Annotated in this window: 23 protein-coding genes; 14 read left to right on the top strand and 9 right to left on the bottom strand. The window is 31.8% G+C overall.

Features of this window, described 5'->3' with window-relative positions:
* The first annotated feature begins 11 nt into the window (after positions 1-11).
* Positions 12-572 carry a DUF3841 domain-containing protein gene (locus K7H06_RS16115; protein ID WP_223037053.1) on the top strand — a complete coding sequence of 187 codons (561 nt, stop codon included), beginning with the start codon at positions 12-14 and terminating at the stop codon, positions 570-572.
* A 78-nt stretch (positions 573-650) separates the two neighbouring features.
* On the opposite strand, the gene K7H06_RS16110 is transcribed toward K7H06_RS16115, so the two are convergent.
* The 4 genes from K7H06_RS16110 to K7H06_RS16095 are packed head-to-tail and all read right to left on the bottom strand — an operon-like array spanning position 651 to position 5,571.
* Complete coding sequence (locus K7H06_RS16110; protein ID WP_223037052.1) at positions 651-1,886, bottom strand: efflux RND transporter periplasmic adaptor subunit; 1,236 nt, start codon at positions 1,884-1,886, stop codon at positions 651-653.
* A gap of 13 nt (positions 1,887-1,899) precedes the next feature.
* Positions 1,900-4,251: an ABC transporter permease gene (locus K7H06_RS16105; RefSeq protein ID WP_223037051.1), complete on the bottom strand. Its 2,352-nt coding sequence runs from the start codon at positions 4,249-4,251 to the stop codon at positions 1,900-1,902.
* Entirely contained in the window at positions 4,251-4,910 is a 660-nt protein-coding gene (locus tag K7H06_RS16100; protein WP_281426070.1) for an ABC transporter ATP-binding protein, read from the bottom strand. Before K7H06_RS16100 ends, K7H06_RS16105 begins: the two co-directional genes overlap by 1 nt.
* A gap of 46 nt (positions 4,911-4,956) precedes the next feature.
* Entirely contained in the window at positions 4,957-5,571 is a 615-nt protein-coding gene (locus K7H06_RS16095) for a TetR/AcrR family transcriptional regulator (protein ID WP_246637718.1), read from the bottom strand.
* Between the two features lie 274 nt (positions 5,572-5,845).
* On the opposite strand from K7H06_RS16095, the gene K7H06_RS16090 reads away from it, so the two are divergent.
* Positions 5,846-6,775 carry a hypothetical protein gene (locus K7H06_RS16090; protein ID WP_223037048.1) on the top strand — a complete coding sequence of 310 codons (930 nt, stop codon included), beginning with the start codon at positions 5,846-5,848 and terminating at the stop codon, positions 6,773-6,775.
* Positions 6,776-6,982: 207 nt separating this feature from the next.
* Here K7H06_RS16090 and K7H06_RS16085 read toward each other — a convergent pair whose 3' ends face one another.
* On the bottom strand, positions 6,983-7,339 hold the full coding sequence (locus K7H06_RS16085) for a L,D-transpeptidase (protein ID WP_425514924.1): 357 nt from the start codon (positions 7,337-7,339) through the stop codon (positions 6,983-6,985).
* Positions 7,340-8,015: 676 nt separating this feature from the next.
* Between K7H06_RS16085 and K7H06_RS16080 the strand changes: the two genes are divergently transcribed.
* The 4 genes from K7H06_RS16080 (at position 8,016) to K7H06_RS16065 (ending at position 12,005) form a co-directional block, all read left to right on the top strand.
* On the top strand, positions 8,016-9,149 hold the full coding sequence (locus K7H06_RS16080) for a sensor histidine kinase (protein WP_223037047.1): 1,134 nt from the start codon (positions 8,016-8,018) through the stop codon (positions 9,147-9,149).
* Positions 9,124-9,927 (top strand): response regulator, encoded by an 804-nt coding sequence (locus K7H06_RS16075; protein WP_223037046.1) that lies wholly within the window; start codon positions 9,124-9,126, stop codon positions 9,925-9,927. The genes K7H06_RS16080 and K7H06_RS16075 overlap by 26 nt, the downstream gene beginning before the upstream one ends.
* A gap of 109 nt (positions 9,928-10,036) precedes the next feature.
* The gene (nhaC, locus tag K7H06_RS16070; RefSeq protein ID WP_223037045.1) at positions 10,037-11,557 is read left to right on the top strand and encodes a Na+/H+ antiporter NhaC; all 1,521 of its coding nucleotides are present in this window, start codon (positions 10,037-10,039) and stop codon (positions 11,555-11,557) included.
* A 34-nt stretch (positions 11,558-11,591) separates the two neighbouring features.
* Positions 11,592-12,005: a hypothetical protein gene (locus K7H06_RS16065; protein ID WP_223037044.1), complete on the top strand. Its 414-nt coding sequence runs from the start codon at positions 11,592-11,594 to the stop codon at positions 12,003-12,005.
* A gap of 396 nt (positions 12,006-12,401) precedes the next feature.
* Here the strand turns inward: K7H06_RS16065 and K7H06_RS16060 are convergent, their stop codons facing one another.
* The gene (locus K7H06_RS16060) at positions 12,402-12,989 is read right to left on the bottom strand and encodes a DJ-1/PfpI family protein (protein ID WP_223037043.1); all 588 of its coding nucleotides are present in this window, start codon (positions 12,987-12,989) and stop codon (positions 12,402-12,404) included.
* 147 nt (positions 12,990-13,136) lie between these two features.
* Here K7H06_RS16060 and K7H06_RS16055 point away from each other — a divergent pair, with 147 nt between their 5' ends.
* From K7H06_RS16055 to K7H06_RS16045, 3 genes are all read left to right on the top strand, one after another.
* A complete protein-coding gene (locus K7H06_RS16055) occupies positions 13,137-14,027 on the top strand; it encodes a LysR family transcriptional regulator (protein WP_223037042.1) in 891 nt (296 codons plus the stop codon).
* 199 nt (positions 14,028-14,226) lie between these two features.
* Positions 14,227-14,775: a GNAT family N-acetyltransferase gene (locus K7H06_RS16050; RefSeq protein WP_223037041.1), complete on the top strand. Its 549-nt coding sequence runs from the start codon at positions 14,227-14,229 to the stop codon at positions 14,773-14,775.
* A 108-nt stretch (positions 14,776-14,883) separates the two neighbouring features.
* Positions 14,884-15,102 carry a hypothetical protein gene (locus tag K7H06_RS16045; protein WP_223037040.1) on the top strand — a complete coding sequence of 73 codons (219 nt, stop codon included), beginning with the start codon at positions 14,884-14,886 and terminating at the stop codon, positions 15,100-15,102.
* Between the two features lie 101 nt (positions 15,103-15,203).
* On the opposite strand, the gene K7H06_RS16040 is transcribed toward K7H06_RS16045, so the two are convergent.
* From K7H06_RS16040 to K7H06_RS16030, 3 genes are read right to left on the bottom strand one after another with little or no spacing between them, the layout of a single operon-like run.
* Positions 15,204-16,532: a HAMP domain-containing sensor histidine kinase gene (locus K7H06_RS16040; protein WP_223037039.1), complete on the bottom strand. Its 1,329-nt coding sequence runs from the start codon at positions 16,530-16,532 to the stop codon at positions 15,204-15,206.
* A 6-nt stretch (positions 16,533-16,538) separates the two neighbouring features.
* Positions 16,539-17,201 (bottom strand): response regulator transcription factor, encoded by a 663-nt coding sequence (locus K7H06_RS16035; RefSeq protein WP_223037038.1) that lies wholly within the window; start codon positions 17,199-17,201, stop codon positions 16,539-16,541.
* A gap of 13 nt (positions 17,202-17,214) precedes the next feature.
* On the bottom strand, positions 17,215-18,381 hold the full coding sequence (locus K7H06_RS16030) for an FMN-binding protein (RefSeq protein WP_223037037.1): 1,167 nt from the start codon (positions 18,379-18,381) through the stop codon (positions 17,215-17,217).
* A gap of 501 nt (positions 18,382-18,882) precedes the next feature.
* On the opposite strand from K7H06_RS16030, the gene K7H06_RS16025 reads away from it, so the two are divergent.
* From K7H06_RS16025 to K7H06_RS16005, 5 genes are all read left to right on the top strand, one after another.
* Positions 18,883-20,484 carry an outer membrane protein assembly factor BamB family protein gene (locus K7H06_RS16025; RefSeq protein WP_223040054.1) on the top strand — a complete coding sequence of 534 codons (1,602 nt, stop codon included), beginning with the start codon at positions 18,883-18,885 and terminating at the stop codon, positions 20,482-20,484.
* Positions 20,485-20,549: 65 nt separating this feature from the next.
* Entirely contained in the window at positions 20,550-21,203 is a 654-nt protein-coding gene (locus K7H06_RS16020) for a hypothetical protein (RefSeq protein ID WP_223037036.1), read from the top strand.
* Positions 21,203-22,033 (top strand): ankyrin repeat domain-containing protein, encoded by an 831-nt coding sequence (locus K7H06_RS16015; protein WP_223037035.1) that lies wholly within the window; start codon positions 21,203-21,205, stop codon positions 22,031-22,033. Before K7H06_RS16020 ends, K7H06_RS16015 begins: the two co-directional genes overlap by 1 nt.
* Before the next feature lie 8 nt (positions 22,034-22,041).
* The gene (locus K7H06_RS16010; RefSeq protein ID WP_223037034.1) at positions 22,042-22,638 is read left to right on the top strand and encodes a hypothetical protein; all 597 of its coding nucleotides are present in this window, start codon (positions 22,042-22,044) and stop codon (positions 22,636-22,638) included.
* A 294-nt stretch (positions 22,639-22,932) separates the two neighbouring features.
* Complete coding sequence (locus K7H06_RS16005; RefSeq protein WP_223037033.1) at positions 22,933-24,411, top strand: L,D-transpeptidase family protein; 1,479 nt, start codon at positions 22,933-22,935, stop codon at positions 24,409-24,411.
* The last annotated feature ends 230 nt before the right edge of the window (positions 24,412-24,641 follow it).

Raw genomic sequence — 24,641 nt, 5'->3', positions numbered from 1 at the left:
GGAGTGAAAATATGGATAAAGAAAAAATCACCTTATATGCCGCTCAAAGAAAGATTGTATTAGATACCATTGAAGAAAAAGGTATATATCATGTGAAAAAAGAATATATTACAAAAAAATATGGACAAGTAGCCCATACTTTTCTAACTTCTTATAATTGGTTTATTCATAAGGCAGAAAAAATAGTTCCTAAACCAGAAGGGGCAGAATATCCTGTTTGGCTATTTACGGATTTAAAATATGTTGAACATCATGCTGACACTCGTGTTTTAGAGATAAAAGTAGATCGTGATCAAGCCCTTGTATTTGATCGAGCAAAATGGAACCGTATTTTGAACCTTTCTTATATTCCTAAAGATGAAGAGGATGCTAAAGCATATGAAGCACTTTTAGAAAAGCAAGGGATTCAAGATGAAACGGATATATATATGAAAAATTTTTATCCTCATTTAAAAGCAAAGGTAAAGAAAAGCTGGGACCGTTTATTTGATGATAGTATTGTTTTATCCCAATCAAAAAGAGCAGCTTTGTGGGAAATACGAAAGGAATGGATTGTTCGGGTTATAGAATAGTGATTTTTAACCTAACTTATACACCAAAGGGATATCTTTATAGGTTATTTTAAAGATTGCCTTTGGTGTATGAATATTTTAGGATGGATTTTCAACTTTTATTAAAGTGCCATTTTCAATCTCATCACTAGGAGAAAGGATTACCTGATCTCCTTTTTTTATTCCTGAAAGAATCTCAACATGATCTTCGCCTTCTAATCCAGTTTCAATTTTTCTTAAAAGAGCCTTATGATTGTCTACGACAAATACATATTTTTCATCATCTATAGAAAAAATAGCATTTTCAGGGATGGTTAAAATATTTTCTTTGTGCGTAACTTCAAATTTCACATCTACTTCATAACCTATTTTAAGGTTTTCAAATTTAGAAATAGAAGTATGAACACGAACTCTTTTTTGTTCAATACCAAGATCAGAAACCTTGCTAAAAGCCTTTGGGAAAATTTTTGTGACAGTTCCCTGTAGCGTTTTGATATTTAAATCATCACTTTCAATGAATACAGGATTTTTTTCTATCATCTCAGATATTTCGCTGGCTAATACATCTACCTCTACATATAGATCATCTTTTTTAGCTATTTCTAAAAGACGTGTACCTGGTTGAATATATCCTCCATTTTTTACAAATACTTCTGTGATGATGCCATCCATAGGAGCTTTGATTAATAAATCTTCCTTTTCTTTTTCTAAAACTTCTTTTTGATAAAGGAGTTGAGAAATTTGAGAGTGGTACTTATCTTTTATATTAGAAGATACAGGATTTTTTAGTAATTGTAATTCGTTTGTAGCCATACTTAATAAATTTTCTTTTATAGAAACATCTTTAACAGCATCTTCATAAACCTTCTTGCTTAATGCACCTTGTTCATAGAGGATTTTATTACGAGTCAAATTCTTTTTTGCTTCATCAAGCTCAAGCTTAGCATTTGCAACTTTTCCTTCCGTTTGAGATATTTTTTCTTTATCAGTAGGCTTGATGGTTTCTTGGTATTCAGCTTTTAAGCTTTCAATTTGAGATGCGAAAGCTTTTATTTTAAGGTTGATTTTTTCTGTATTGATTTCTGCTAATAATTGATCCTTTTTTATTAAGTCTCCCTCCGTTACATGAATAGTAGTGATTTCTCCAGAACTATTTCCATGAACGATTCTTTGATGGTGAGATTTTATAGTACCTGTTTCTTCTACATATTTTGAAACTTCACCTATAAAAGCTTTTGAAACCTCTACAGATATTTTATTTTTACTCTTTGTTGTGTAAAGAATTCCTCCTGTGATGAGGATCATGATTCCTATAATGATCCATTTTTTTTTCATTTTTCACACCTCACTATGAAATTCTATTTTTAAGTGCTTCTAAAAAATCTAATTTGTATATTTTTCTTAAGGTAAAAAGCTGTGCTAAAAATACAAAGAAAATAGTAAGAAAGATAGCTGTCATATAAGTACTACCTGTTATTTTTGAATGCAATGTAAATAATTCGTTACTAAAAGCTTTTTCTACACCTCGAATCATCAAATGTCCTATAGGAATTCCAAGGAGGATACCAAAGAATGTCATGATAAAATTTTCTTTTAATAAAATAAGGTAAATTTCTTTTCGAGAAAAACCCATTACCCGTAAGGATGAGAATTCAAGCTTTCTTTCTGAAATACTCATGATTGTGGTATTGTAGATGATAGCAAATCCTAAAATACCTGAAAAAATAACCATAATTCCAATAGAAGCCTTTGATAGCGCTAAAAGGTCTAAAAAGGTATCTACTAGATCTTGTAGAGATTGTAAGCTTGAAATATTTTTTACATCTTCTAATTTTTCTTTTATAGGATCTTTTGAATTGATAAGCACTCCTGTTGCTAATTCATCATCTAATAATGCTTTATTCATTGTATCTATAGATAGATAAGCATTGATCCCTAAGCTTTGCTTGATAATCCCTTTTACTTCCATAGATACATCTTCTCGATAGGGAATAAAGCTATTTATTTCTATGAATTCACCTTTTTTTATACCTAAATAATTTGCTAAACCTTCAGAAAGAAGGATACCCTTTGGAGGAAGATTTGTTTTTTTATCCTTTAAATTGATAAAATTATAGAACTGTGTATTTTTTTTAAGACCTATAATGGTGACAACTTTTTTCTTATGACCATGAATGATTTCAAAAGGGAATTCAGATTTTGGCTCTATAGCTTCTATATTTATAATGTGTTCAAATTCTTTGATGGTAGATTGATTTAAGGGTTGATTAAAATTGATGCTATAATCAAATCTTAAAAATTCTCCATAATGATTATTAAAAATATCAAAGAAAGCATTTTGTTGATAAACTGTTAGAAATAGCATACTAAAGGATAAAGACAAACCTAAAGTAATGAATATAAATCTTTTTTTACTTCTTAAAATATTTCTCAAAACGATTTTCCAGCTAAAACTGATTTTTTTCCAGAAAAAGCTTATTTTCTCTAAAAAAATTCTTTTTCCTGATGAAGGAGGTTCTGGACGCATAGCTGAAGCTGGAAATATTTTTAGTATTTTCATGCTTCCATATAAGCCAGAAATAACACAAAATATAGAGGATAGAAGGACTGCTAAGAGAATATATTTTATGTGAAAGGTGGCTTTTAGCATGGGGATGTTGTAAAACTGTATATACATATTTGTCAAAAGCTTTGAGAAAAACATTCCTACGCTTGTTCCGATGATAGCTCCTAAAACACCAATGATGAGACTATACTTTGTATAATGGGAAATGATTTGGATGTTGCTATAACCAAGAGCTTTTAAAAGACCTATTGAAACCCGATCATTCCTAACCATTCTTGAAATCATAACAGCAAGAATCACAGAGGCAACCCCTAAAAAGAGTACAGGAATAGTTTTAGATGTGTTTTTTAGCTGTTTGATTTCTTCTGATAACATTCGATTGCTCAATTGATCATCTTTTATAATGATTCTTTTTACTCCGTATGGATCAAGTTCTTTTTCTAATTTTTCTTTTATCTGTTCTAGGTGATTTTCATTTTTGGATTTTAAGACAATTTCATTATAGCTACTGCCAAAACCAAAGCTTTGTCTTGCTAATTGATCAGAAATATAAAGGACACCAAATTTTTCTGGTTGAGGAAGAAGACTTTGTTCATTTTCCATGAGATAGATATATTCAGGACTTGCAACAATGCCTTTTACCTTTAGATGATACTCTTTTCCTAAAATTTGAGGCTTTATGGTATCTCCAACTTGAATATTTCGAGCCTTTGCAAATTGTTCTATGACGTAGGCATCTTTACTCTTATTAATTATAGGACTACCATCAACTAAATATAAATCATTCAGCAAAAAGTCATTATCTGGTATAGAAATAGTTCTTACATATACTCTTTCTTTTCCATCCTTAATCTTTAGGGGAACATCATTTACAATTCTACCTTGTGCTAGAGTAATACCAAATTTTCCGTTGATCTTTTCTATTGCTTTTTCAGGAATTTTAACAACCTGAACATAAATATCTGCAAAATGGTTAGCTTTATAATAATAGTTCACTGTATTCTCAAGGTTAATAGCAGCCATGCTCATGGCTGTATAGATGAGTAAACCTACTACAATGACGGATATGATGGCAATAGATTGGCCCTTGGAGTGGTTCATTAACCGTAAAAGTCTTAGATTTAATTTTTTCATTACCATTCAATCCTTTCAGGATTTATTGGATTTTCATTCAAATAGTTTTCTATAATTTCACCGCTTCTCATTTTGATCACACGATCGGCCATCTGTGCAATGGGAGCATTGTGAGTAATGACGATGACCGTTTTTTTATAATTTTTATTAATATTACTGAGTAAAGATAATATGGCAATGCCCGTTTCATAATCTAAAGCACCAGTTGGTTCATCACATAATAATAATAAGGGATTTTTTGCTACTGCTCTTGCAATGGCAACTCTTTGTTGTTCACCTCCACTCATTTGAGAGGGGAAATGATTCTTTCTATCCTTTAATCCCACATCCTCTAAAACCTGATCAATAGCTAATGGATTTTTACAAATTTCTGTAGCAAGCTCTACATTTTCACGAGCAGTCAAATTTGCCATTAGATTGTAAAATTGAAAGACAAATCCTATTTTATCTCTTCTATAATTGGTTAATGCTTTATCATTATAAGAGGTGATATTCTGGTCCATTAAGTGAAAAGTTCCTTTTGTTGGTTGATCCATTCCTCCTAAAATATTAAGGAGGGTACTTTTTCCCGAACCACTAGGACCTAAGATGACTACAAATTCCCCTTCGTTGATATGAAAGGATGCTCTTTCTAATGCTTTTACCGTTACTTCTCCCATTTTGTAGTGTTTACTCAGATTTTCTACCTTTATGAATTCCAATGGATTACCCCTCCTTTTTACTTAGACCATTTTTCAAGAAATCAATAAAATGGTGAAAAGATTCAAGTTGTTCTTCGAGGGATAAAGCTTCATAATCATCTAAAAGAATGTTGGTATAGTTAAACATAGAATGGTAGAGTATTTTTTTTATAAAGGATTTTGAAAAATCATCCCTTAATTCTCCTCTTGCAATGCCTCTTTCTATAATGGGATCGAATATATTCTCAGAGGTGTTTTTTATTTTTTCATAAATATATTTTTTGATTTCTGGATTTTCTTCAGACATAAATCTTTGACCGAGCTTTAAATATTTTATATATTTTTCTCCAAATTCAAAACCAGCTCTACCCTGTAAATGAAGTAATTCAAATATACTTAGATTGTTGTAATCAATAGCTTGATCTAGTAGCCATTTGTTGATATATTCAAGCTTTTCCTTTTGTACTTTTTCACATAGATACAAATACAATTCTTTTTTATTTTTAAAACGATAATAAAAAGCGCCTTTGCTCATATTTACTTTTTTTAAAATGTTATTTAAAGAAGCTTCATCATAGGTATTGTTAATAAATTCATCAAGAGCAGCTTCTAAAAGTTCTTCTTTTCTTGTGTGATCCATTTTATCCAAGTAAAATCACTCCTAAGTTTATTATATTAAGATTAGACCATGTAGTCTAGACTATATGGTCTATTATATTCTGAATTTTCGGTTTTGTCAAAGGGCATGTTTTTTGCCTACTTTTTTACTCAAATTTATTTTAATTCTGGAATATTATTACATAATGTGTTTAACTAATAATAAGGAGGATTGTATTGTATAGATTTTATTGTCTGACGAGTAAATATAAGTATGCATCGTAAAAATTAAAGAAACAAAATATGGAGGGATCAGTGTGAATAAGAAAATATATATGATTGCTATAGGTATATTAATAGCTATTATGTTTACAACAACTATTAAAGTCCAAGCAAATGAAAAAGAAAATGTAAAAGTCGTATGTGAGATGGAGGAAGAGCATGAAAAAGCTGATTTGTATTTAGAAAATATAGATAAGGGAAAAAGAGAGAGATTTCAAACACTATCAGATGTTTCTGTGGGTCATTATCATAGTCATGAATATCGTAATAATAATCTATATATTATAAAAAGAATTGTTGGAGATGGTGGATATGATGAGAATGATTGGATAGATGAATTATGGAAATATGATATCCATAAAAAAGGAACAAAAATCTATTCATGCCAAGGGTTAGATTTTAGAGTATCTCCTAATGAAAAATATATTGCAATAGAATGTGATGATGAAGTAAGATTGATTGATGATAAAGGAAATGTTTTGAAAGCATATACGATTGATCAATTAGAAAAGAATAATGAATGTGAATTTGGGCTTGGTTTATTAGAATGGACAGAGGATAATAAGAGTTTTTGGACATATTCAGCTGTAGGTCCGGATACAGAATCTTTATTTAAAATAAATATAAATTCATGGGATGTAGAAAAATTCGATAATTCTTATTTACCAATGGGAATGGGGCTTGAATGGGAGTTGAATCCTAATAATGAAATGATTGTTTATAGTGATTATCCCGTAATATTTGATATTCTTGATTATGATGCTTTTAAAAACAGTAAAGAGAAAGTAAATTTATATATACATGATCTTAGAAATAAACATACAAAAAAGATTACTACTTCAATTACGAAAGAATTTTTACCTACATGGATCAATGATGATACTATTGAATTTGAGAACCCAAAAGGAGCGGGGAGGATTACGTATACTTTTGAAGAGAAAATAAAAAAGCTGAAGAAAGATTAGACTATTTAAGCAGTGATCCAAAAACTATAGCTTTGTATAAGGCTAGAGAAAAAGCATTGCATGAAAGAGCAAATATGATTAGTAGTGCAAAAGAAGAAATTGAAAAAATAAAAAAAGATTTAAATTAATAATCAATCAAGAGCCTAGATTTTAATCTGAATGAAAAGATTAAAATCTAGGCTCTGATTTTTTGACGATATAAAAAGATTATATGATTTTTACAGAAGTTCCTATAGGAACAAGATTATAAAGTTCAATCACATCTTTATTGTACATTCTTATACATCCATGAGATACGGCTTTTCCAATAGAGGATGGATTATTAGTACCATGAATGCCATAGTGGGGCTTGCTTAAACCCATCCAACGTACGCCAAAGGGACCTCCAGGATTTACAGCTTTATTGATAATTTTGAAGGTTCCTTTTGGTGTAGGGGTGGAGGGTTTACCGATAGCAACAGGATAAGACTTAAACCACTGTCCGTTACGAAATAAAGTAAGGATTCGAGAATTGGTATTAATTGTGATGCTATAATTAATTGGCATATACAAATTGTAATACACTTTATCACCTCATGACCATTTTATGATTATTATATATTATGCAAGAAAAATCATTTTAGAGAGGATAAAATATAGAAATTTAGGATTTCGTGAGGTGAACCGTACCATAAATGACTGCGGTTTTTTTATAATATGTTTCCATATATGACACACGTGGAGATAGTTGTCTTGATGTCACGCAAAAATAAATAGGTCCAGAAAGGCTTAAATCAGAGGTTTCCAGACTTTCGGTAACAATCACCGACTGCTGGAAGCCTTATTTTTATCTTTTGATAGTAACATCAGATACAGACTTCACATGTGCATATTGATTAATTAAGTAAACATGATATAGTAATATTACAAGTAAAAATAAAATTCCTAGTGGTAGTTATTGTATGTTTATATGGAAGTGAAAAAATGACATATCCATTTTGCGAAAAAGTGGTCATGTCACTAAAATTCACTTGATTTGAAATGAGGCTAAGCAGTTTAAAGTGTTTTTGAATAGTATGAGGTGAAGTAAGTGAAAGAGACATATTTGCAAAATTATCTTGTTGAAAACTATATACTTATTGCAATGGTAGTGGGTATATATTTTGTTGTTTCCATGAAATCGGCAGTAGATATATTTATAAAAAAACGAATGGTTATAAATATGACACTGCTTTTGATTCTGTCTATAGCGGAGTTCTATATGAATTATCTTAAGGAGCAAGCTATAGTGGGATTGCCGCTCATCATAACAGGTATAACCTATTACTCTCTAAAACCTTTGGTTATGGCTACAATCATAAATATGGTGAAACCAAAAAATAAATTAATCTATGTTCCCGTCATAGTGAATTTCCTTTTTTACTGTGGTGCATTTTTTAAAAATAATGTATTTTATTTTGGGTCCGATGGGAGCCTTGAACTTGGACTTGTGGGATATACCTTTATTGTTACGGACTGGGTATATTGGGTTATATTCCTTTTTGTATTGAATATGAAATTTTACAGAAAAACAGATGTAAATCTTCTTGGTGTATTCTTCTGTATAGCCGTGTTGATGACTGCAAATATTATGGAATCAATAGGGGTACGACCAGGAATATTGAACGAAACTTATGCTGTAGCATTTTTGTTTTATTACCTTGTAATACATGTATATATATCACAGCAGGTAAATGAGGAAAAGGAAATAAAGCTGAGGGAGCAAAGAGTATCATTGATGCTTTCACAGATACAGCCTCATTTTTTATACAATACATTAAATACGATCACTGCACTTTGCCGAGCAAATCCGAAGCTTGCAGAGGAAACTACTGTAAAATTTTCCAGATATCTTAGGGAAAATATGTATAGCATGGGCGAAAAGGACACACATCCTTTTTCTCAGGAGCTGGAGCATACAAATATTTATCTTGATATAGAAAAACTGAGATTTGGGGATCGGGTAAAGGTAGAATATGATATAAAATCAGATGATTTTAATATGCCAAGCCTGACGTTGCAGCCAATTGTGGAAAATGCAGTCAAGCACGGAATATGTAAAAAGCTTAAGGGAGGAACAATAAAGATTTCTACAGAAAAGCGGGGGAGGGATCACATCATAACAATTGCAGATAATGGAATAGGCTTTGAAATAGACAAGGCATTAAATGATGGAAAGCCTCATGTTGGCATACATAATGTAAATGAACGGCTAAAAAGTACGGTTAAGGCAGAAATGGAAATTACAAGTCTTGTAGGAATTGGAACAACTGTAAAAATTATTATTCCGGGAGAAAGAAAAAATGTAAGACTGGAGAGTGGTGAACGACGTGAAATACTTAGTATTGGACGATGAGATAATTGCAGCAGAGTATCTTGTAGCATTAATATGTGAAGCTGATGAAAAAGCAGAAGTTGTAACGGCAAATAATCCTGTTCAGTCACTGGAGCTTGCCAAGCAGCAGCAGTTTCATGTTTGCTTTATTGATATACAAATGCCGGGATTAAATGGCATAGAGTTTGCCAACAAGCTTAAGAAATTGTACCCTAAGACCAACTTCATATTTGTGACTGGTTATTCGGATCATATGGGAGAGGCATTTAGACTGGATGCCAGTGACTATATCATGAAGCCAGCAAATGTGGAGCAGATACGTCATGCACTTGAAAATCTTAGATATTCATCTCAGGAGAATCCAGTAGGGGAAGAGGAACGGAGGATACAGATAACCTGCTTTGGAAATTTTGAGATATGTATAGATGGAAAACTTGTAAAATTTAAATTTGAAAAGACAAAGGAGCTTCTGGCATATCTTGTTCACAGAAAGGGCGCAAGATGTACTTCAAAGGAAGTAATTGCAACTCTATGGGAGGAAGATGGTCATGATTCGTACTACAGGATGCTGAAAAAAGACTTGCAGGATGTGTTGAACCAGCTTGGATGTGGAAAAATAATATATAGTGCAAGAGGTCAGATTGGACTGTCAAACTTAGAATGTATCCAGTGTGACTACTTTAAATGGGTAGAAAACAGTGTAGAGGGCAGAAAGCTTTATCATGGGGAATATATGGCTCAGTATTCTTGGGCTGAAGAGGTTAATGCTTTCATCGAAAGGGAGAAATATCAAAAATAAATATTAAAAAAATTGACTAATATTCATATTTATTGACACTTCCTTGACGGAGAGAATATTATGATGGAATTGTAATTTAATAAATCATTATATTTTCGGAGGTGTTTTTATGAGTGAAAAAAACAAAATAGTCAGATTGCCTAACAAAGTAGAAGCTCTTATTCCAATTGTTTTTCTTCTGACAGTAATGATCACAAACTATGCACTTGACTGGGGAATGGATCCTCATATTCCTGTAACTCTTACATGTGGAGTGGCCATGATTATTGGAAAACTGTGCGGCTACAACTACAAAGAAATGCTTGCTGCAGGTCTGGAAGCTGTTAATCAGTCCCTTGAAGCAATCATTATCATTCTTCTTGTGGGATGCCTGATTGGTTCATTTACTGCATGTGGAACTATCCCGGCGGTAGTCTATTATGGGTTGAAGCTATTTACACCGGCTGTATTCCTTCCATTTGTAACAGTTCTTTGTGCAGTTGTAGGTGTTGCACTTGGATCAGCATGGACAGTAACAGCAACTCTTGGTATTGCATTTATGGCTATAGGTACAACAATGGGACTAAATCCAGCACTTATTGCAGGTGCTATTATGTCAGGCGCATGTTGTGGCGATAAATTTTCACCACTTTCAGACTCAACAAATCTGGCTGCTGGTTCTGCACAGACTGGACTTTTTGATCATGTAGGAGCTATGGTAACTACAACTTTCCCAAGTGTAGTTATTGCAACATGTATATATGCATTTTTCTCACTTTCAAAGGTTGGCAACTATGACCCTACTCTTGCAAATGAGTTATCAGCTGCAATCATTGACCACTATACATATATGAGTCCAATTCTTCTTATTCCTATTTTACTGATTATAGTAGTAGCAGTAATAAAGATGCCAGCTATTCCTTCAGTTGTACTTCTTTCCTTGTTTGGATGTGCATTTGCTTTAATTTTCCAGGGTGCCGGAATCTCTGACTGCATCCAAATGTTACACTATGGATATGCAGCTGAATCAGGAAACGCACTGTTTACAAAGCTTGTAAACAGGGGTGGTATGGATAGTATGCTTTGGACTAACAATCTTGTAATAGTTGCGGTTGCTTTTGGTGGTATACTTCAGAAGATTGGTTCAGTAGAATCACTTCTTGGTGGACTTATCAAGAAGGTTAAGACTCCATTCCAGTTAGTTGTTGTTACTATTGCGACTTCAATGTTCTGTATCACAACTATGTGCGACCAGTACTTAGGATTAATCATTCCTTCATCAATGTATAAGAATAACTTTGACGAAATGGGTCTTGGTAGGAACATGCTGTCAAGAACACTTGAAGACGGTGGTACTTTATGGTCACCACTTATCCCTTGGTCATCTTGCGGTGCATACCACTCAGCAGTACTTGGAGTTCCAACATTGTCATACTTGCCATATTGCTTCATGAATATTATCAACCCTATTTATGCTATTGTTACTGTAAGTTGGGGTGGAAATATTTTATATGCTGATGGATCAAGAACGAATATGTTTGGTAAGCTAAAAAAGGGTCATGGACCTGCGGGTGCACCTGAAGAAGCACATAAAAAGGCTATGAAGGCTCTTGCAGAAAGAAGAACTGCTGGATTATGTAAGAACGTATAGAAACAAATCTAGCTAATATAAGAGAGGAGATACTATGGAATATTACGGAATCATGCCGGAACGAAAACTGTGGGTAAAGGTGGCAGTTATCATCTTTGGAGCTTATGTTGTTTATAACGCAGCTGTAAATCATAACTGGTTTTACCTGCCATTTGGAATGATCATGATTCTTGCCACTTTTTCGGACAGAAAACATGTGATTTCACAAGAAGGAGTGGATATTCTGTACACTGTCTGTGGAATCCAGTTTCATAATATGTGGAACTGGACCGAAATAAACACAATGCATACAGATTCAATCAAATCCAGACCAAATGTGGAACTGCATATTGGTAAGGATGTGGTATCTAGAAGGTTTATTTTATCAGTGGATGATGCCGGCGAAGCAATAGATATTGCAGGCAGAATGAATTCAAAGATTTATATCGCAGAAGTGAATCACAAATAGGTAAAGCCAAATTATACATTCCTACAAGTGAAAAGATGCTTTTATTAGAAATTGTTAAGGAAAATACTATTTTAAGGATTAATTATTAAAGCAGATAAGATGAAAGCTATCTCAATCAAAGAGGTAGCTTTTTTTACGTGGGTACCAATGCATTCGGTTTACCGATAATTACATATTATGCAAGAAAAATCATTTTAGAGAGGATAAAATATAGAAATTTAGGATTTCGTGAGCTGAACCGTACCATAAGTAACTATAGTTTTCCATGAAACAAAGTTATATCAATATGTTCGGTAAGTTTATTGATGAAAATTCAATGTTTAGCATAACTGTAAATTTAAATAATAAGCTATCCTGAGCAGGGATTGATACTTTTGATATAAGCATGAGTGTCTATTATATAAAGCCCATTAACCTTTTTACATTATGTGTATTTTCTTTTGATGTAAGTAATTCTAAAAGAGTAAAGGCTACATCAAAGGCTGTGGCAGGATTGTATGAAGTTATAATATTGTTATCAATAACTATTGGCTGATCAGGGATAACATTTACACCAAATTGAGCTAACTCTTTTTGTCTTTTTCTATCATTAAGACTATAGCTCGTTCCCTTTCGCCCATTTAAAACACCACTTTTACCAATTGGAAGTGATCCAACACAAATGGAAGCAATAATCTTTCCTTGCCTATCAAACTCCTTGATGACACTTAAAAAATCTTCACTATATGCATCTTCATAAAAACCAGCCTCTTCAAAACCACCAGGAATAGCTAAAGCATGGAAATCATCTACATTTAAGTCCTTTATATGAAGCTCAGGAGTAACGGTAAAGTTCCATGTACATTTTAGCGTATCCCTTGCTCCAACAGTTACTAATTTTGTAGTACCATCTCCCTCAAAATTATTCCAACCTATTACATCGGTAAAAACACTTGCTTCAACAGCTTCAAATCCATTAGCAAGTAATAGACAAACTTTCTTCATAGTAATTCCCCTTTCGAATGTAAAGCATTTACAATTTCTGTACTTCGTAATAAAATTATAGCATCACTAGATGGTTCGGTAAAATCGAAATAAGTGATACGTATATTCGGTATTAATGATAACAGATTGTGAAAAGAGGATATGGAAATGGAAATTCGTCAGTTGAAAACATTTAAAAAAGTAGTTGAGCTGAGAAATTTTTCTAAAACAGCTAAAGAACTAAATTATGGACAGTCTACTGTTACTGAGCACATACAAATACTTGAAAGAGAAATAGGAACACCCTTATTTGATCGATTAGGAAAAAAGATTCGTGTAACTAGTGTAGGAAAAGAGTTATATGGGTATGTGGTTGAACTATTAGATATTCATAATAAAATCAAAAATATTTCAATAGATAAAGACAATCTAAATGGACATATTGCCATAGGAGCTTCTGAATCCATAATAGTATATAGATTACAGCCTGTCTTATCTAGATTTAGAGAAAATTATCCCAATGTTAATATTACACTAATAAGTGATCATTGTTCAAAACTTAAAGAAAAGCTATATACTGGACAAGTTGATTTAACAATAACCCTTGAACCAGCTATAGATAATAAGGATTTAGTAGTAAATAGGGTTAATGAAGAACCCCTTGTTTTTATAAGTGGCTTAGGAAATAATGTGGAGAAAATAAGTGTAGATAATAAAGATGAAATAAGTAAGGAATGTATTATTTTCACAGAAAAAGAATGTGCCCTAAGACGTTTTTTTGAAAACTATTTATACAACAAAAGTATAACTCCAATAAGTACATTAGAATTTTCAACTATTGAAGCCATAAAACAATGTGTAGCAAGTGAACTTGGCATTAGCTTATTACCTGAAATGTGTGTAAAAGATTTAATTAGAGATAAAAAAGTAAAAATAATAGGAAGTGAAGATCAAGAAATTAAATTCTTAACTCAATTAGCTTACCATAAAAATAAGTGGCTATCACCATTATTAAAAGAGTTTATGAAATATTCTTTAGAATCATTATCAAATTTTTAACCTACAACATATGGATATCTAGTATAAGAAAAAACCGAAGCTATAGCGAAATGGTGAAACCGTACCATAAAGGACTGGAGTTTTTACACAATGACTAAATGTAGGTAACATTTATTGTTTCATGAAATTAATAATATATAATTATGATATACTGTATTTATAAATTATGATTAGCAATTAAAATATGGGGGAGAATCGCATGGAAACAAAAGACTTAATCATTAGGAATTCTATATGGGATGATATTGATATTTTCTACAAGTGGGAATTAACATCTGAGGTGAATGAATTTTTTAGTATTTCTGAAAATCAAAGCTATGAGATGGTTGCACGCACATATATTCATTATGATGATAATCCTAACCAGAGGCAGTATACTATAGTCCTTAAAGAGACAAGAAAGCCAATTGGAAGAATTATACTTGGAGATTTAATTGAGGACTGGAAAGTTGAAGTGTTCAGAATTTATATCGGTAATCCTGCATTGAGAAATAAAGGCTATGGCAGACAAGCCATGGAGGCAATTATGAAACTTTGTTTTGAAGAGTGGAATCTTGAAAGAGTGTATCTTGATCATTATACGGGGAATCCTGCTTCTTTCTTATATCAATCACTAGGTTTTAAATATGAGGGCGTTTTGAGGAACAACTGTAGAAAAAATGGTAAGTTTTATAATGTTCATTTAATGTCAATGTTAAAAGATGAATATGTACAAAAATATCAGCACTCTAATGTAAAGTGTAAATGATAAAATGGGGAGATTATATAAAAGGGAGTAACAGCTTTGAAATATTAGATACTTCTCTTTTAAACATAGATGTCTCGTCCCCAAGTTGATATTGATTCGATGGAAAAAATGATTTCAAAACAGATTAAAGCTAAAGAAACAATTATGATATATAACATGGATGTTGTTGATGATCATAGACTAGTGGGTTATTTAATAGAAGATGAACAGAAATATGAAAACTTTGGTTTTGCTCTTTTTGAAATGAATAAAAAAGGAAACTATGAACTTATTAATGTGATAGATGCAGATAAAATCTGTATAAGTGTAGTTAAAAAAGGATTATAGTTTTATGAGAAGATATATTATTTATGCATAGCAGAGGCTATTGCATAAGGGTGGCTGATTAATATAATAAAATATAAAAAATAGCCTTTAATCATATAGTATTAAAAGCTAATTTTAAATTCAACCCCTTTTTTTGTATTATAAGCTATTATAGTTCCTTCATGGGAGTTTATGACTTGTTTTACAATAGCAAGGCCAAGTCCGAATTTACCTTCTTTATCTTTCTTGTAAGAATCAAAAAGTTCCATGGGATTATTCACTTCAAATGGAGGACCATCGTTAGAAATTTTTACTTGTATATTTTCATTCACATCCATTAATATTCCAATTGAACTTTTAGCATATCTTAATTGATTTTCAATGATATTTTCAAAGGCAATAAGAAGGGCCTCAGGATCACCTTTAATTTCCAATTCTTTTAGATCTAGTTCCCAATTAAGTTTAGGTCTAACTACACTAAACTTTGCTACAAGGCTTTTAAGAAGTCTATCAACTCTAATAATTTCCCTGTTTTCACAATATTCAAGTGTATGACCAAGGGTATTTAGTCTTAAGAGTTGGGTAATTCTTCTCTCTAAACGTTCTGATTCTGTTTTGATTACTTGGGCCACTGATTTTTCAGAATCTACATCTACACCGTCTAATATAGCTTGAGCATATCCCTTAATGATCATAACTGGTGTTTTTAGGTCATGAGATGTAGATTGTAAAAATTGTCGGTCTCTCTCTTCTGCAATTTTTAATGAATCTCTCATGTTTTCTAAAGCTTTTGCTAAGAGGCCAATCTCATCAGGATTAGTCTTGGGGACCTTGGCTTTCCAATTACGTTTAGAAACTTCTTCTGCAAAGATTTCAAGGTCTTGAATAGGCTTAGCGATTTTTTTTGCCACAATCCTTGAGGTAAAGAAACTGATGATGAGAAGACCTATTATAATCGCTAAAATTTCCATTTCAAACGGAGGCTTTTCCTCGATCGAAGTTAAAAATACCATAGCACCCTTACCACTTTTATCCCAATCCACATAGTAGTAATGAGAGGAACCATGACTACTGATTATACCTTTATATTCCTTAATACCTTCTTTTAATACACGCTCAACAATTCTCTCGATGATTTGTTCATCTTCCTTATTATCAATATATAGAGATTGAGTGAATGGATCAACAATTATATTAAATCTATTTTTATCTTTCTCAATTCCAAAATGAGCAACCCAAAGTGGCTCATTCTCTTCACTAGATTGCACAAGAGACTGTTGTGCAGCCTTTTTAGCTATGGCTGATTCTTCTAGTTGTTCAAAAATAAATTCGTTTTTTACTTTACTAAAAATTAGAGTTTGTGCAAATAAAACTAGAATCAATAGCACTACTATGGTCCCAGCCATTGACCACCATATTTTCCAACTGATAGACCTAAAATTTTTTTTCATTTTATATCACTCCACGTTCAGTATATAACCGTAGCCATAGACCGTTTCTAAGGGGAGTTTGGGAATTTTTTTTCTAAGACGTCTAAGTGTGTCATCTACTACCCGTTCAGATCCAAAATAGTCGGTTCCCCAAACCACATCGATTATGTTTGTTCTACTTATTGCATTACCACGGTTATCTATAAGGAATTCCAAAATATCATATTCCTTTACTGTTAGGGATATTTCTTCATGCTCCATGATGATTATCCTTCTTTGTCTATGGAATAAATAAGGACCTAGTGGAACTATTGCTGCACCTTGTTTCTTCTGCCTTGTCTTTAAAAGGCGATTTACCCTTAAGACCAATTCTCTAGGAAGGAATGGCTTCGGTAAATAGTCATCACTTCCCATCTCAAGACCAATTACACGATCTAGTTCTGCACTTCTAGCGGACATGAATATGACAGGGATTTGAGGGGTATTATTCTTAATCTCTTTAATTAAGGCATATCCATCCATACCAGGAAGCATAATATCAAGTACCCATAGGTCAGGTTTTTCTAAAATAGCATTCTTTGCATCTAATCCATTATCAAAGGTCTTGACATGGTACTTAGCATCTATCAGATAAGATACTAATAAATTGGTTAGGGGTTTTTCATCTTCAACTAAATATATTCGTTTCATACTTATCACCACGTTATTTATTTTGTTTTTTCAACGCATTCTTAACACCATCTATAATACCCCTAGATGAATAGGTTGCACCACTTACCGCATTAACATCAGCATTTTGTTTATTAACAATTTTATCAGGGATAACATTATTTGCCCGATTAAACCATTTTCTATCATCACGGTGTTCTATGACTTCTACTGCTATAATATGTTCATTCTTTACTGTTACTTGTACAGTCATTGGACCTCTAAACCCTTCACTTTTGCCTGTGTATATGCCGTCGGCAATACCTGCTCCATCTCCTAAACTTTTAGAATCTTCTTCAGAAATCACTGTAAATTCATTTGATTTTGAGGATGCAGTTTCACCTAGCATAGTTTTATCAGAAGTAGATTCAGAAAGATGTTTGTTTTCAAGATTTAAAGGATTAGTTCCATTATAGATATTATATACTAGGAAAGCTCCAATTAATACGAATACACTGATAAGCATAGCTAAATATTTTTTCTTTTCTCGCTGAATCATATTGGCTTTACCATAAGTAAGCGTACCTTTTACAGGGCAGCTAGAAATACATTTAAAGCAGTTAATACATTGAGGGGATCTTAAGTTAGTACATTTTGATACTTCAATATTCATAGGACAAGTCATATCGCATTTCTTACAGTTCACACATGTAGATTTATCTCTTTTGATTGTAAAAACTCTAAAATGACTCATCAAACCAAACTTGGCTCCTTCAAAGCAGAAGTAATTACAGAATGGTCTATCAAAGAATAAAGCAATGAATACAAAGAATAACATGACTGTAATAGAACCAATTGTACCTATATCACTTAATAATAATTTCTCAAAATTTATTCTAGGATCAAATGACATAATATTAAAAATCAAATCTGACCCAATGAGAGAAACAAGAGCTAATAGTATATATCTACTGAATACCAATACTTTTTGAATAAATATGGGCATTTTTTTCTTTTTAATACCTAATAATCGTCCTACCCTACTGAATAGATCTTGTATAAACCCATATGGACAGATCCAACCACAATAAAATACACCAGATAAAAGTGTCAAACCAAGAATCAGTAATAATGTTGCTTTAAAATTAGTAAAAAATCCAAATATTGTAAGAACTAAACATAGAATTTGAACCACTAAACGATATTTTTGAATTTTCTTCATGATATTCACTCCTTCTCATATCAAACGGTAGTCTAGACCTTATTTATTACTGATAAATTTTTGTTAAAGAAAACTTTCTGTTAAATTGATTATAAGGGCATATGTAATTTTAATCTACTATAAAGCTATGTGAAGATTATGTGAAAGTTGTGGGAAGGAGAAAGAGCCTTTAGAAAAATTCTAATAGAACCATTTTTATGATATAATATGAGCAAAAGTTGGCTTATTAGAAATAAAAAAAGAGAAAAAACAAAAAATAGTCATAATTATACTGATAATAAAATAACAAGAAAATAACAAGAAAATATAAAAGACTTAAAGAAAAGCAGCTAAAATGTGAAATTTAGGTGCTTTTCTTGTATTTTTTTTTATTGGCGTAAGTATATACTGCTTTGGAATTGAAATAATTCATATGATTAGGAAAGGACAGAAAGGTTGAAAAAAACTATATTAAGATATTAAAATTGTGTGTATAAATATAGTATACGAGGAGGGATACCTATGAAATATTGTAGCGAATGTGGAAGTAAGCTTTATGATAATGCAAAATTTTGTGGTGAATGTGGAACGAAAATCGAGGTAGCAGAAAGTGTGTATAAGAAACAAACAGAAAATGTTAATCAACCTACTTATGAGCAACAATATAATGTAATTGAGGAAGATAATGAAAGAGAAAAGGGTAAAAAGAAAAAACATAAAATTATCCCAGTGGCTATAGTAGTATTTATTTTATTTATTGGGGGTTTGATGTTTTTAGGTAGTGATGATCATGAGGTTATAGGTGAAGATAAAAGTAATACATTTACTGATCATAACAATACTACAAGCACTATTAATCAAAATGATGAATTAGAGGATAATAGTCATGTAATAGATGGAAATACTGATAACGTCCTTATCGAAACGATTGCTGTAGGGAAAAACAGAAATGACGATGGTAGGATTAAATTGAATGTTTTAGGACTTACCAATAAAGAAGAACTAGATAAAACAGATAGGATAACAGAAGAGATGATCCTTTGGGAGCATATTGAGTATATGCCAGAGGGTGAACTAACAGAGATGGATCCAATATCTAAAGGAGTATTAACAGCTCAAAAGAATGTAATGGTGGAGATAAGAGGAACATTATATTGTTTTCAGGGTGATACAGGGAATATCTTATGGAAAAAGGATTTAAAGGGTAGTGGAGCTGAAATTGCCTGTGCTGATAATGGTCTAATCTTTGTATCCTGTTATTATGGTGATTTCTTAAAATGCTTCTCATCCAAAGGAGAGCTTTTGTGGACGGTTAAAGAGTCGGAAAAGTTTTATTGGGCAAATGGTGTAACTATCAAAGGTGATATGGTTTATGTACATTTTGGTGAAGAAGATAAAATTGCTAAATTTGATATGAATGGTAATTTTATAGCCTATGCTGAAAAAGCATCTTCTGATGGCAATACAAGTGGTAGTGAAGATAAAGAAAAGGCTATAAGATTTAGTGATAAAGGCTTTGAAAAAGCCATTAGGGATATCTACGGATTTGGAGATAAGACAATAACAGCTAATGATCTTGAAGAAAAGACGATATTAGATTTGAAAAAGAGCGAATATCAGGATGAGATAAAAAGTTTAGATGATTTAAAATACTTTAAGAACTTAAAAAAGATAAGAATCAATGGGGAAATGGATAATAGAATACAGGTAACGGCAAATCTTTCTGTTTTAAAAGAGTTAAAGGATCTAAAGTACGTGAGTTTTTGCGGCGTGACTCTTGAAGGCGATCTTAGGGATCTTACTTGTTTTGATGTTGAAAGGCTTTATATCGAAGGAACTAATGTGACAGGGGATATAAGTCATTTTAGTAATTTTAAAAAACTAAAGAGTCTAGGGTTAAGTTATAGCCAAATAACAGGAGATGTAAAATATCTTAGCAATTTAACGGAAATGGAAACTTTATATCTTCATTTTTCTGATATTTACGGTGATATTAAAAACTTAAGAGGATTGAAAAATTTAATCAGATTAAATGTAAGAGATAGTAATATTGAAGGGAATCTAGAAAGTATTGAACATATTGATTTGCAAGATTTTCATTACCAAAATTCTAAAGTGAAGTAAAAGTTTTTAGAAATATAAATGGAACAGTTGCTAGAAAATATTGTTAAGTAGGAAAGGAGGAATATATGATTAACAAGTATTGCTATAAATGCGGAAGTGAAATATGGGCGAGAGCAAAATGGTGTGAAAATTGCAAAGCACCAGTTATTGAAATGCCAGTATCAAATGTACAGAAAGAACAGATAGAAAAAATTAAGGAAATACAAGCACAAAATCCTACAAGTAAAGGCAAAGGCTGTTTTGCGGTTATGGTGGTAGGGTTTATCATGTTTGGAATACCCATGATTGTTATTCAATCAGATATTGGATACGATAGTATTATTACAAAATTACTTATGATACTCATATTCCTAGGGATGAATATACTACTTAGTAAATATAGAAAGAATTTAGGGTATAAGAAGAAAAAATTTTTTAACTTAACAAAAAAGAATAAAGTATATTTTGAGAATATTGAGATATTGTGTACAAATTGCAGACAAAAGCTGACAAAAGAAATGGTCTATTGTCCTAAATGTTCTAAAACTACAAATGAGGACATTGCTATTGATTTATCACAATATAAGGACGATTATAAACAAAACATTAAAACTACAACAGAAGAATTGGAGCCTAAAAAGATAACAAAGGAATATAAAGTTAAATGCGTAAATTGTGGTGCGGACATTGGTAGAGGAAAATTCTGCACTGAGTGCGGAACAAAAGTGGAGGTGAAATAATGGATTTTATTATTTTAATACTGATTATATTAGCTTTTGTTCAAGGATTTCTTGTTTCTAGAAAATGGAGTAAAATAGCTTATAAAGAAGATCTTGCTAAAGTCAATGAACTTATGGGATACATTGATAGACGTGAATTTGATTTGACAGATGATGAGGGTAAAAACCCTTTAATGATTGCTTGTTCATCTCACTTTTTTAAGAATAAGGGGAATGAATTTACCTATAACGATGTAGTAAAAAATGCGATATCAAAAGGTATAAATATAAATCAGAAATGTTTAAAAGAAGGTAAAACTGCACTTGTTTATGCAATAAAAAATAATCATGGAGATGAAACCGTAAAACTACTATTAAGAGCAGGAGCAGACGTTAATATAGTAGATGATCATGGGAGAACAGCATTATTTGATGCTATAAAGTATGGTAAATATAGTATGATAAAGGATCAAGTATCTAATGTAAATCATAAGAATAATTATGGAATTACTCCCCTTATGATAGCTGCCTTTAATATGGAATTTGATGTAATAGATGATCTTATTAATAGAGGTGCAAATGCTAAATTAACGAATATTTCTGGCGAAAATTCTTTTGATGTTGCTGTGAAAAATATGAAAAAGCATATAAGAATAGCTATTGAGAGTGAAAACTTAGATGAAGGAGGAAAACCAAGAAATATTACTACAAGCCAAGATGTTTTAGATGCTCAGAAGCATAATTACAAAGTAAGGGAAATGGTTAGAAAACTTGAGTGTATAGTAAATGATATAGAATATAGACCTAAAGAGTTTAAAAGACCTTTTTTAAATACAAGAAAGGCTAATTAGGTGATCGTATGAATAAGTCTATAATTAAAAAAAAGATAGTAATCATCATCTGTGTTTTTGGATTAATAATGTGCTTTAATATATACAAAAAAGGTAGTATGTATATACCATACTATCATAAGGGAGAATTCTTCATTGCTGAGTACGTTTTTAGAGATGTAAATGAAGGAGATATAATAGGAAATCCCAATTTTTCACCTAGTTTTGATTACGTTACAAAAGAAACATTTATAAACGAATTTAAAAACACATTAAAAACTTTAGAGTATGATTTTTCCATTGAAGAAGGATCACCAAAAGAAAATAGCAACTTTTTAAGAGCATATATGATAAACAAAAAATATGAAATAAATTATAAAGAAGGTTTTATCGATATTTCCTTTGAGAACTTTAATAAGAGCGAATTTTTAAAAGTTCTTAGAACTCTTATATATACTATAGATAAAGAAATAGATCATGAAGAATTAGAGCAAAGACTTTTAGAATGTGAGAATAAAGAGTTTTTAGAATATGATATTTATGCACACGGTTCAAAGATTGATTATAGATTTTATAAAGAGGAGCTTTATAAAGTGCATATAGAAGACATGAAAATGGGACACTAAATTTCAAAAGAAAGGCTCAAAAAAGGTTACACCTGTAAAGGAGGTCACTGTAAAAAGTATTACTTTTCAGTGACTTCAATAAAACGGGTGTTTTTTTTGTGAGAATGAACAACACAATATTTCGGTATCTTTTATATTATGAGGTGCTTACTGTGAAATTGATTTTGAAAATAATTGTTTTAAGAACGGATGGTACCACATAAGATGTAATGTGAACTTTTTCTATAAGGTGCAGTAATCCCTAAGAGATAAGTGCAGTTCTAGAATCTGTTCTCACATAAGGGGGTGGGGACCATGGAGGAAAAAATAGAAAGGTCAATAGAGAAGGAAACAGAAGAACAAACTGATGAGTTAATTAAAAAGCCTTTCGAAGAGCAAACGGAAGAACCAAAAGAAGAGCTAGAAGAAAAGCGTAAAAAATATGTCGGATACATAGTAGTTTCTATCTGCTACTTACTTATTCTTTATTTTGGAATGGCGAAGCATTTCGAAAGTCATTATTGTTTTGGCTCTGAAATCAATGACATAGATGTTTCTGCAAGAACTGTAGAAGAGGCTAAAATCATAGTGACATCTCAGCTTCAGGAGTATACTTTAAGTATAAAAGAGAGAGAGGATAAGATTGAAAAGATAAAAGGCAATGACATAAATTTACGGTATTGTTCAGACGAGGAATTTTATAAATTTAAAGAGAGTCAAAATCCTTTCTATTGGTTTTTTGAACTTTGCTTACAGAAAAATTCAAAAACCACAGCAGATCTATTATATGATAAGGAACTACTGAAGAAACAAATCGATGGACTTTCATGTTTTGATGATAGGAATATAATTGAACCTAAGAATCCTAGCTTTCGATATTTGGATAGTAGTTATATGATCTTAGATGAAATTCCAGGAAGCAAGGTAGATAAAGAGAAGCTACATCTCTTTGTAGAAGAGGCAATACTAAGGGGTGATACTGAAGTAGATTTAGAAACAGGGGATTGCTATGTAAAGCCAGAATATACTTCAAAGTCTCCTAAAATCATAGAAGTCAAAGACACGCTTAACAAATACGTATCATCAAAGATTACCTATACATTCGGAGATGATAAAGAAACAATAGATGATTCTATAATAAACCAGTGGCTTATAGTAAATGAGAATCTGGAAGTCGTCGTTGATGGAAAAAAGGTAGAGGATTATTTAGAAAAAATTTTTAAAACCTATAATACTGTTGGAAAAATAAGAAGTCTTGCTGGATCATCAGGGCAAACTATTCATATAGGCGGTGGCGACTATGGTTGGTGCATTGATATAGCGAAAGAAGTACAAAATCTGATTGTGAATATTAGAGAGGGAAAGACTATAACAAAAGAACCAGCATACAGTCAGACGGCCTTTTCTCACGGGGCTACTGATATTGGAGATACATATGTTGAAATAGATATAGGGAAACAGCATATATGGTTTTATAAGAAGGGTTCTCTAATAGTCCAAGGACCTATTGTATCTGGTAATATAAAAAAACATACAGAAACACGTAAAGGTATTCATAGATTAAAATATAAACAGAGAAAAGTTATCTTAAGGGGTCCAGATTACGCTGTACCAGTTGCCTTTTGGATGCCATTTGATGGTGGAATAGGGCTTCATGATGCAAGCTGGAGAAGTAAATTTGGAGGGAATATCTATAAGACAAATGGATCCCATGGTTGTATAAACATGCCTTACAACGTAGCAAAGGAGATATTTAATAATATTGAGGTAAATACCCCTGTTATTTGTTATTAACAAGTGTGTCGTTTTATTTTTTGTCTCTTGATTTTGTTGTTTCAAGAGATGGGGTAAAGAATGAGTATAGATATATAACATTTTATTGTTTTCTACAGATTAGAAATATAAATTGAAATATATTCCAGAATACCATAATTGAAGAGATAGTACTTGAGTGTGAAAAGGGCATAATAAATTGGTAGAAGCAGATACTAAAAGGGGCTGCATTGTGTTGATATAGAAAGTAG

It is taken from the genome of Crassaminicella profunda (assembly GCF_019884785.1).
Taxonomy (GTDB): Bacteria; Bacillota; Clostridia; order Peptostreptococcales; family Thermotaleaceae; genus Crassaminicella; species Crassaminicella profunda.
The sequence above is the reverse complement of the archived record's forward strand: the minus strand, read 5'-3'. Positions and strand labels throughout refer to the sequence as shown.

Bases quoted from the DNA above. Each gene is read 5' to 3' on its own strand.
- K7H06_RS16050 (WP_223037041.1), top strand. From the start codon at position 14,227: ATGGAAACAAAAGACTTAATCATTAGGAATTCTATATGGGATGATATT.
- K7H06_RS16110 (WP_223037052.1), bottom strand. From the start codon at position 1,886: ATGAAAAAAAAATGGATCATTATAGGAATCATGATCCTCATCACAGGA.
- K7H06_RS16030 (WP_223037037.1), bottom strand. From the start codon at position 18,381: ATGAAGAAAATTCAAAAATATCGTTTAGTGGTTCAAATTCTATGTTTA.
- K7H06_RS16055 (WP_223037042.1), top strand. From the start codon at position 13,137: ATGGAAATTCGTCAGTTGAAAACATTTAAAAAAGTAGTTGAGCTGAGA.
- K7H06_RS16045 (WP_223037040.1), top strand. From the start codon at position 14,884: ATGATTTCAAAACAGATTAAAGCTAAAGAAACAATTATGATATATAAC.
- K7H06_RS16065 (WP_223037044.1), top strand. From the start codon at position 11,592: ATGGAATATTACGGAATCATGCCGGAACGAAAACTGTGGGTAAAGGTG.
- K7H06_RS16040 (WP_223037039.1), bottom strand. From the start codon at position 16,532: ATGAAAAAAAATTTTAGGTCTATCAGTTGGAAAATATGGTGGTCAATG.
- K7H06_RS16105 (WP_223037051.1), bottom strand. From the start codon at position 4,251: ATGAAAAAATTAAATCTAAGACTTTTACGGTTAATGAACCACTCCAAG.
- K7H06_RS16025 (WP_223040054.1), top strand. From the start codon at position 18,883: ATGAAATATTGTAGCGAATGTGGAAGTAAGCTTTATGATAATGCAAAA.
- K7H06_RS16095 (WP_246637718.1), bottom strand. From the start codon at position 5,571: ATGGATCACACAAGAAAAGAAGAACTTTTAGAAGCTGCTCTTGATGAA.
- K7H06_RS16100 (WP_281426070.1), bottom strand. From the start codon at position 4,910: ATGGGAGAAGTAACGGTAAAAGCATTAGAAAGAGCATCCTTTCATATC.
- K7H06_RS16020 (WP_223037036.1), top strand. From the start codon at position 20,550: ATGATTAACAAGTATTGCTATAAATGCGGAAGTGAAATATGGGCGAGA.
- K7H06_RS16010 (WP_223037034.1), top strand. From the start codon at position 22,042: ATGAATAAGTCTATAATTAAAAAAAAGATAGTAATCATCATCTGTGTT.
- K7H06_RS16060 (WP_223037043.1), bottom strand. From the start codon at position 12,989: ATGAAGAAAGTTTGTCTATTACTTGCTAATGGATTTGAAGCTGTTGAA.
- K7H06_RS16080 (WP_223037047.1), top strand. From the start codon at position 8,016: ATGAATTATCTTAAGGAGCAAGCTATAGTGGGATTGCCGCTCATCATA.
- K7H06_RS16015 (WP_223037035.1), top strand. From the start codon at position 21,203: ATGGATTTTATTATTTTAATACTGATTATATTAGCTTTTGTTCAAGGA.
- K7H06_RS16035 (WP_223037038.1), bottom strand. From the start codon at position 17,201: ATGAAACGAATATATTTAGTTGAAGATGAAAAACCCCTAACCAATTTA.
- K7H06_RS16005 (WP_223037033.1), top strand. From the start codon at position 22,933: ATGGAGGAAAAAATAGAAAGGTCAATAGAGAAGGAAACAGAAGAACAA.
- K7H06_RS16115 (WP_223037053.1), top strand. From the start codon at position 12: ATGGATAAAGAAAAAATCACCTTATATGCCGCTCAAAGAAAGATTGTA.
- nhaC (WP_223037045.1), top strand. From the start codon at position 10,037: ATGAGTGAAAAAAACAAAATAGTCAGATTGCCTAACAAAGTAGAAGCT.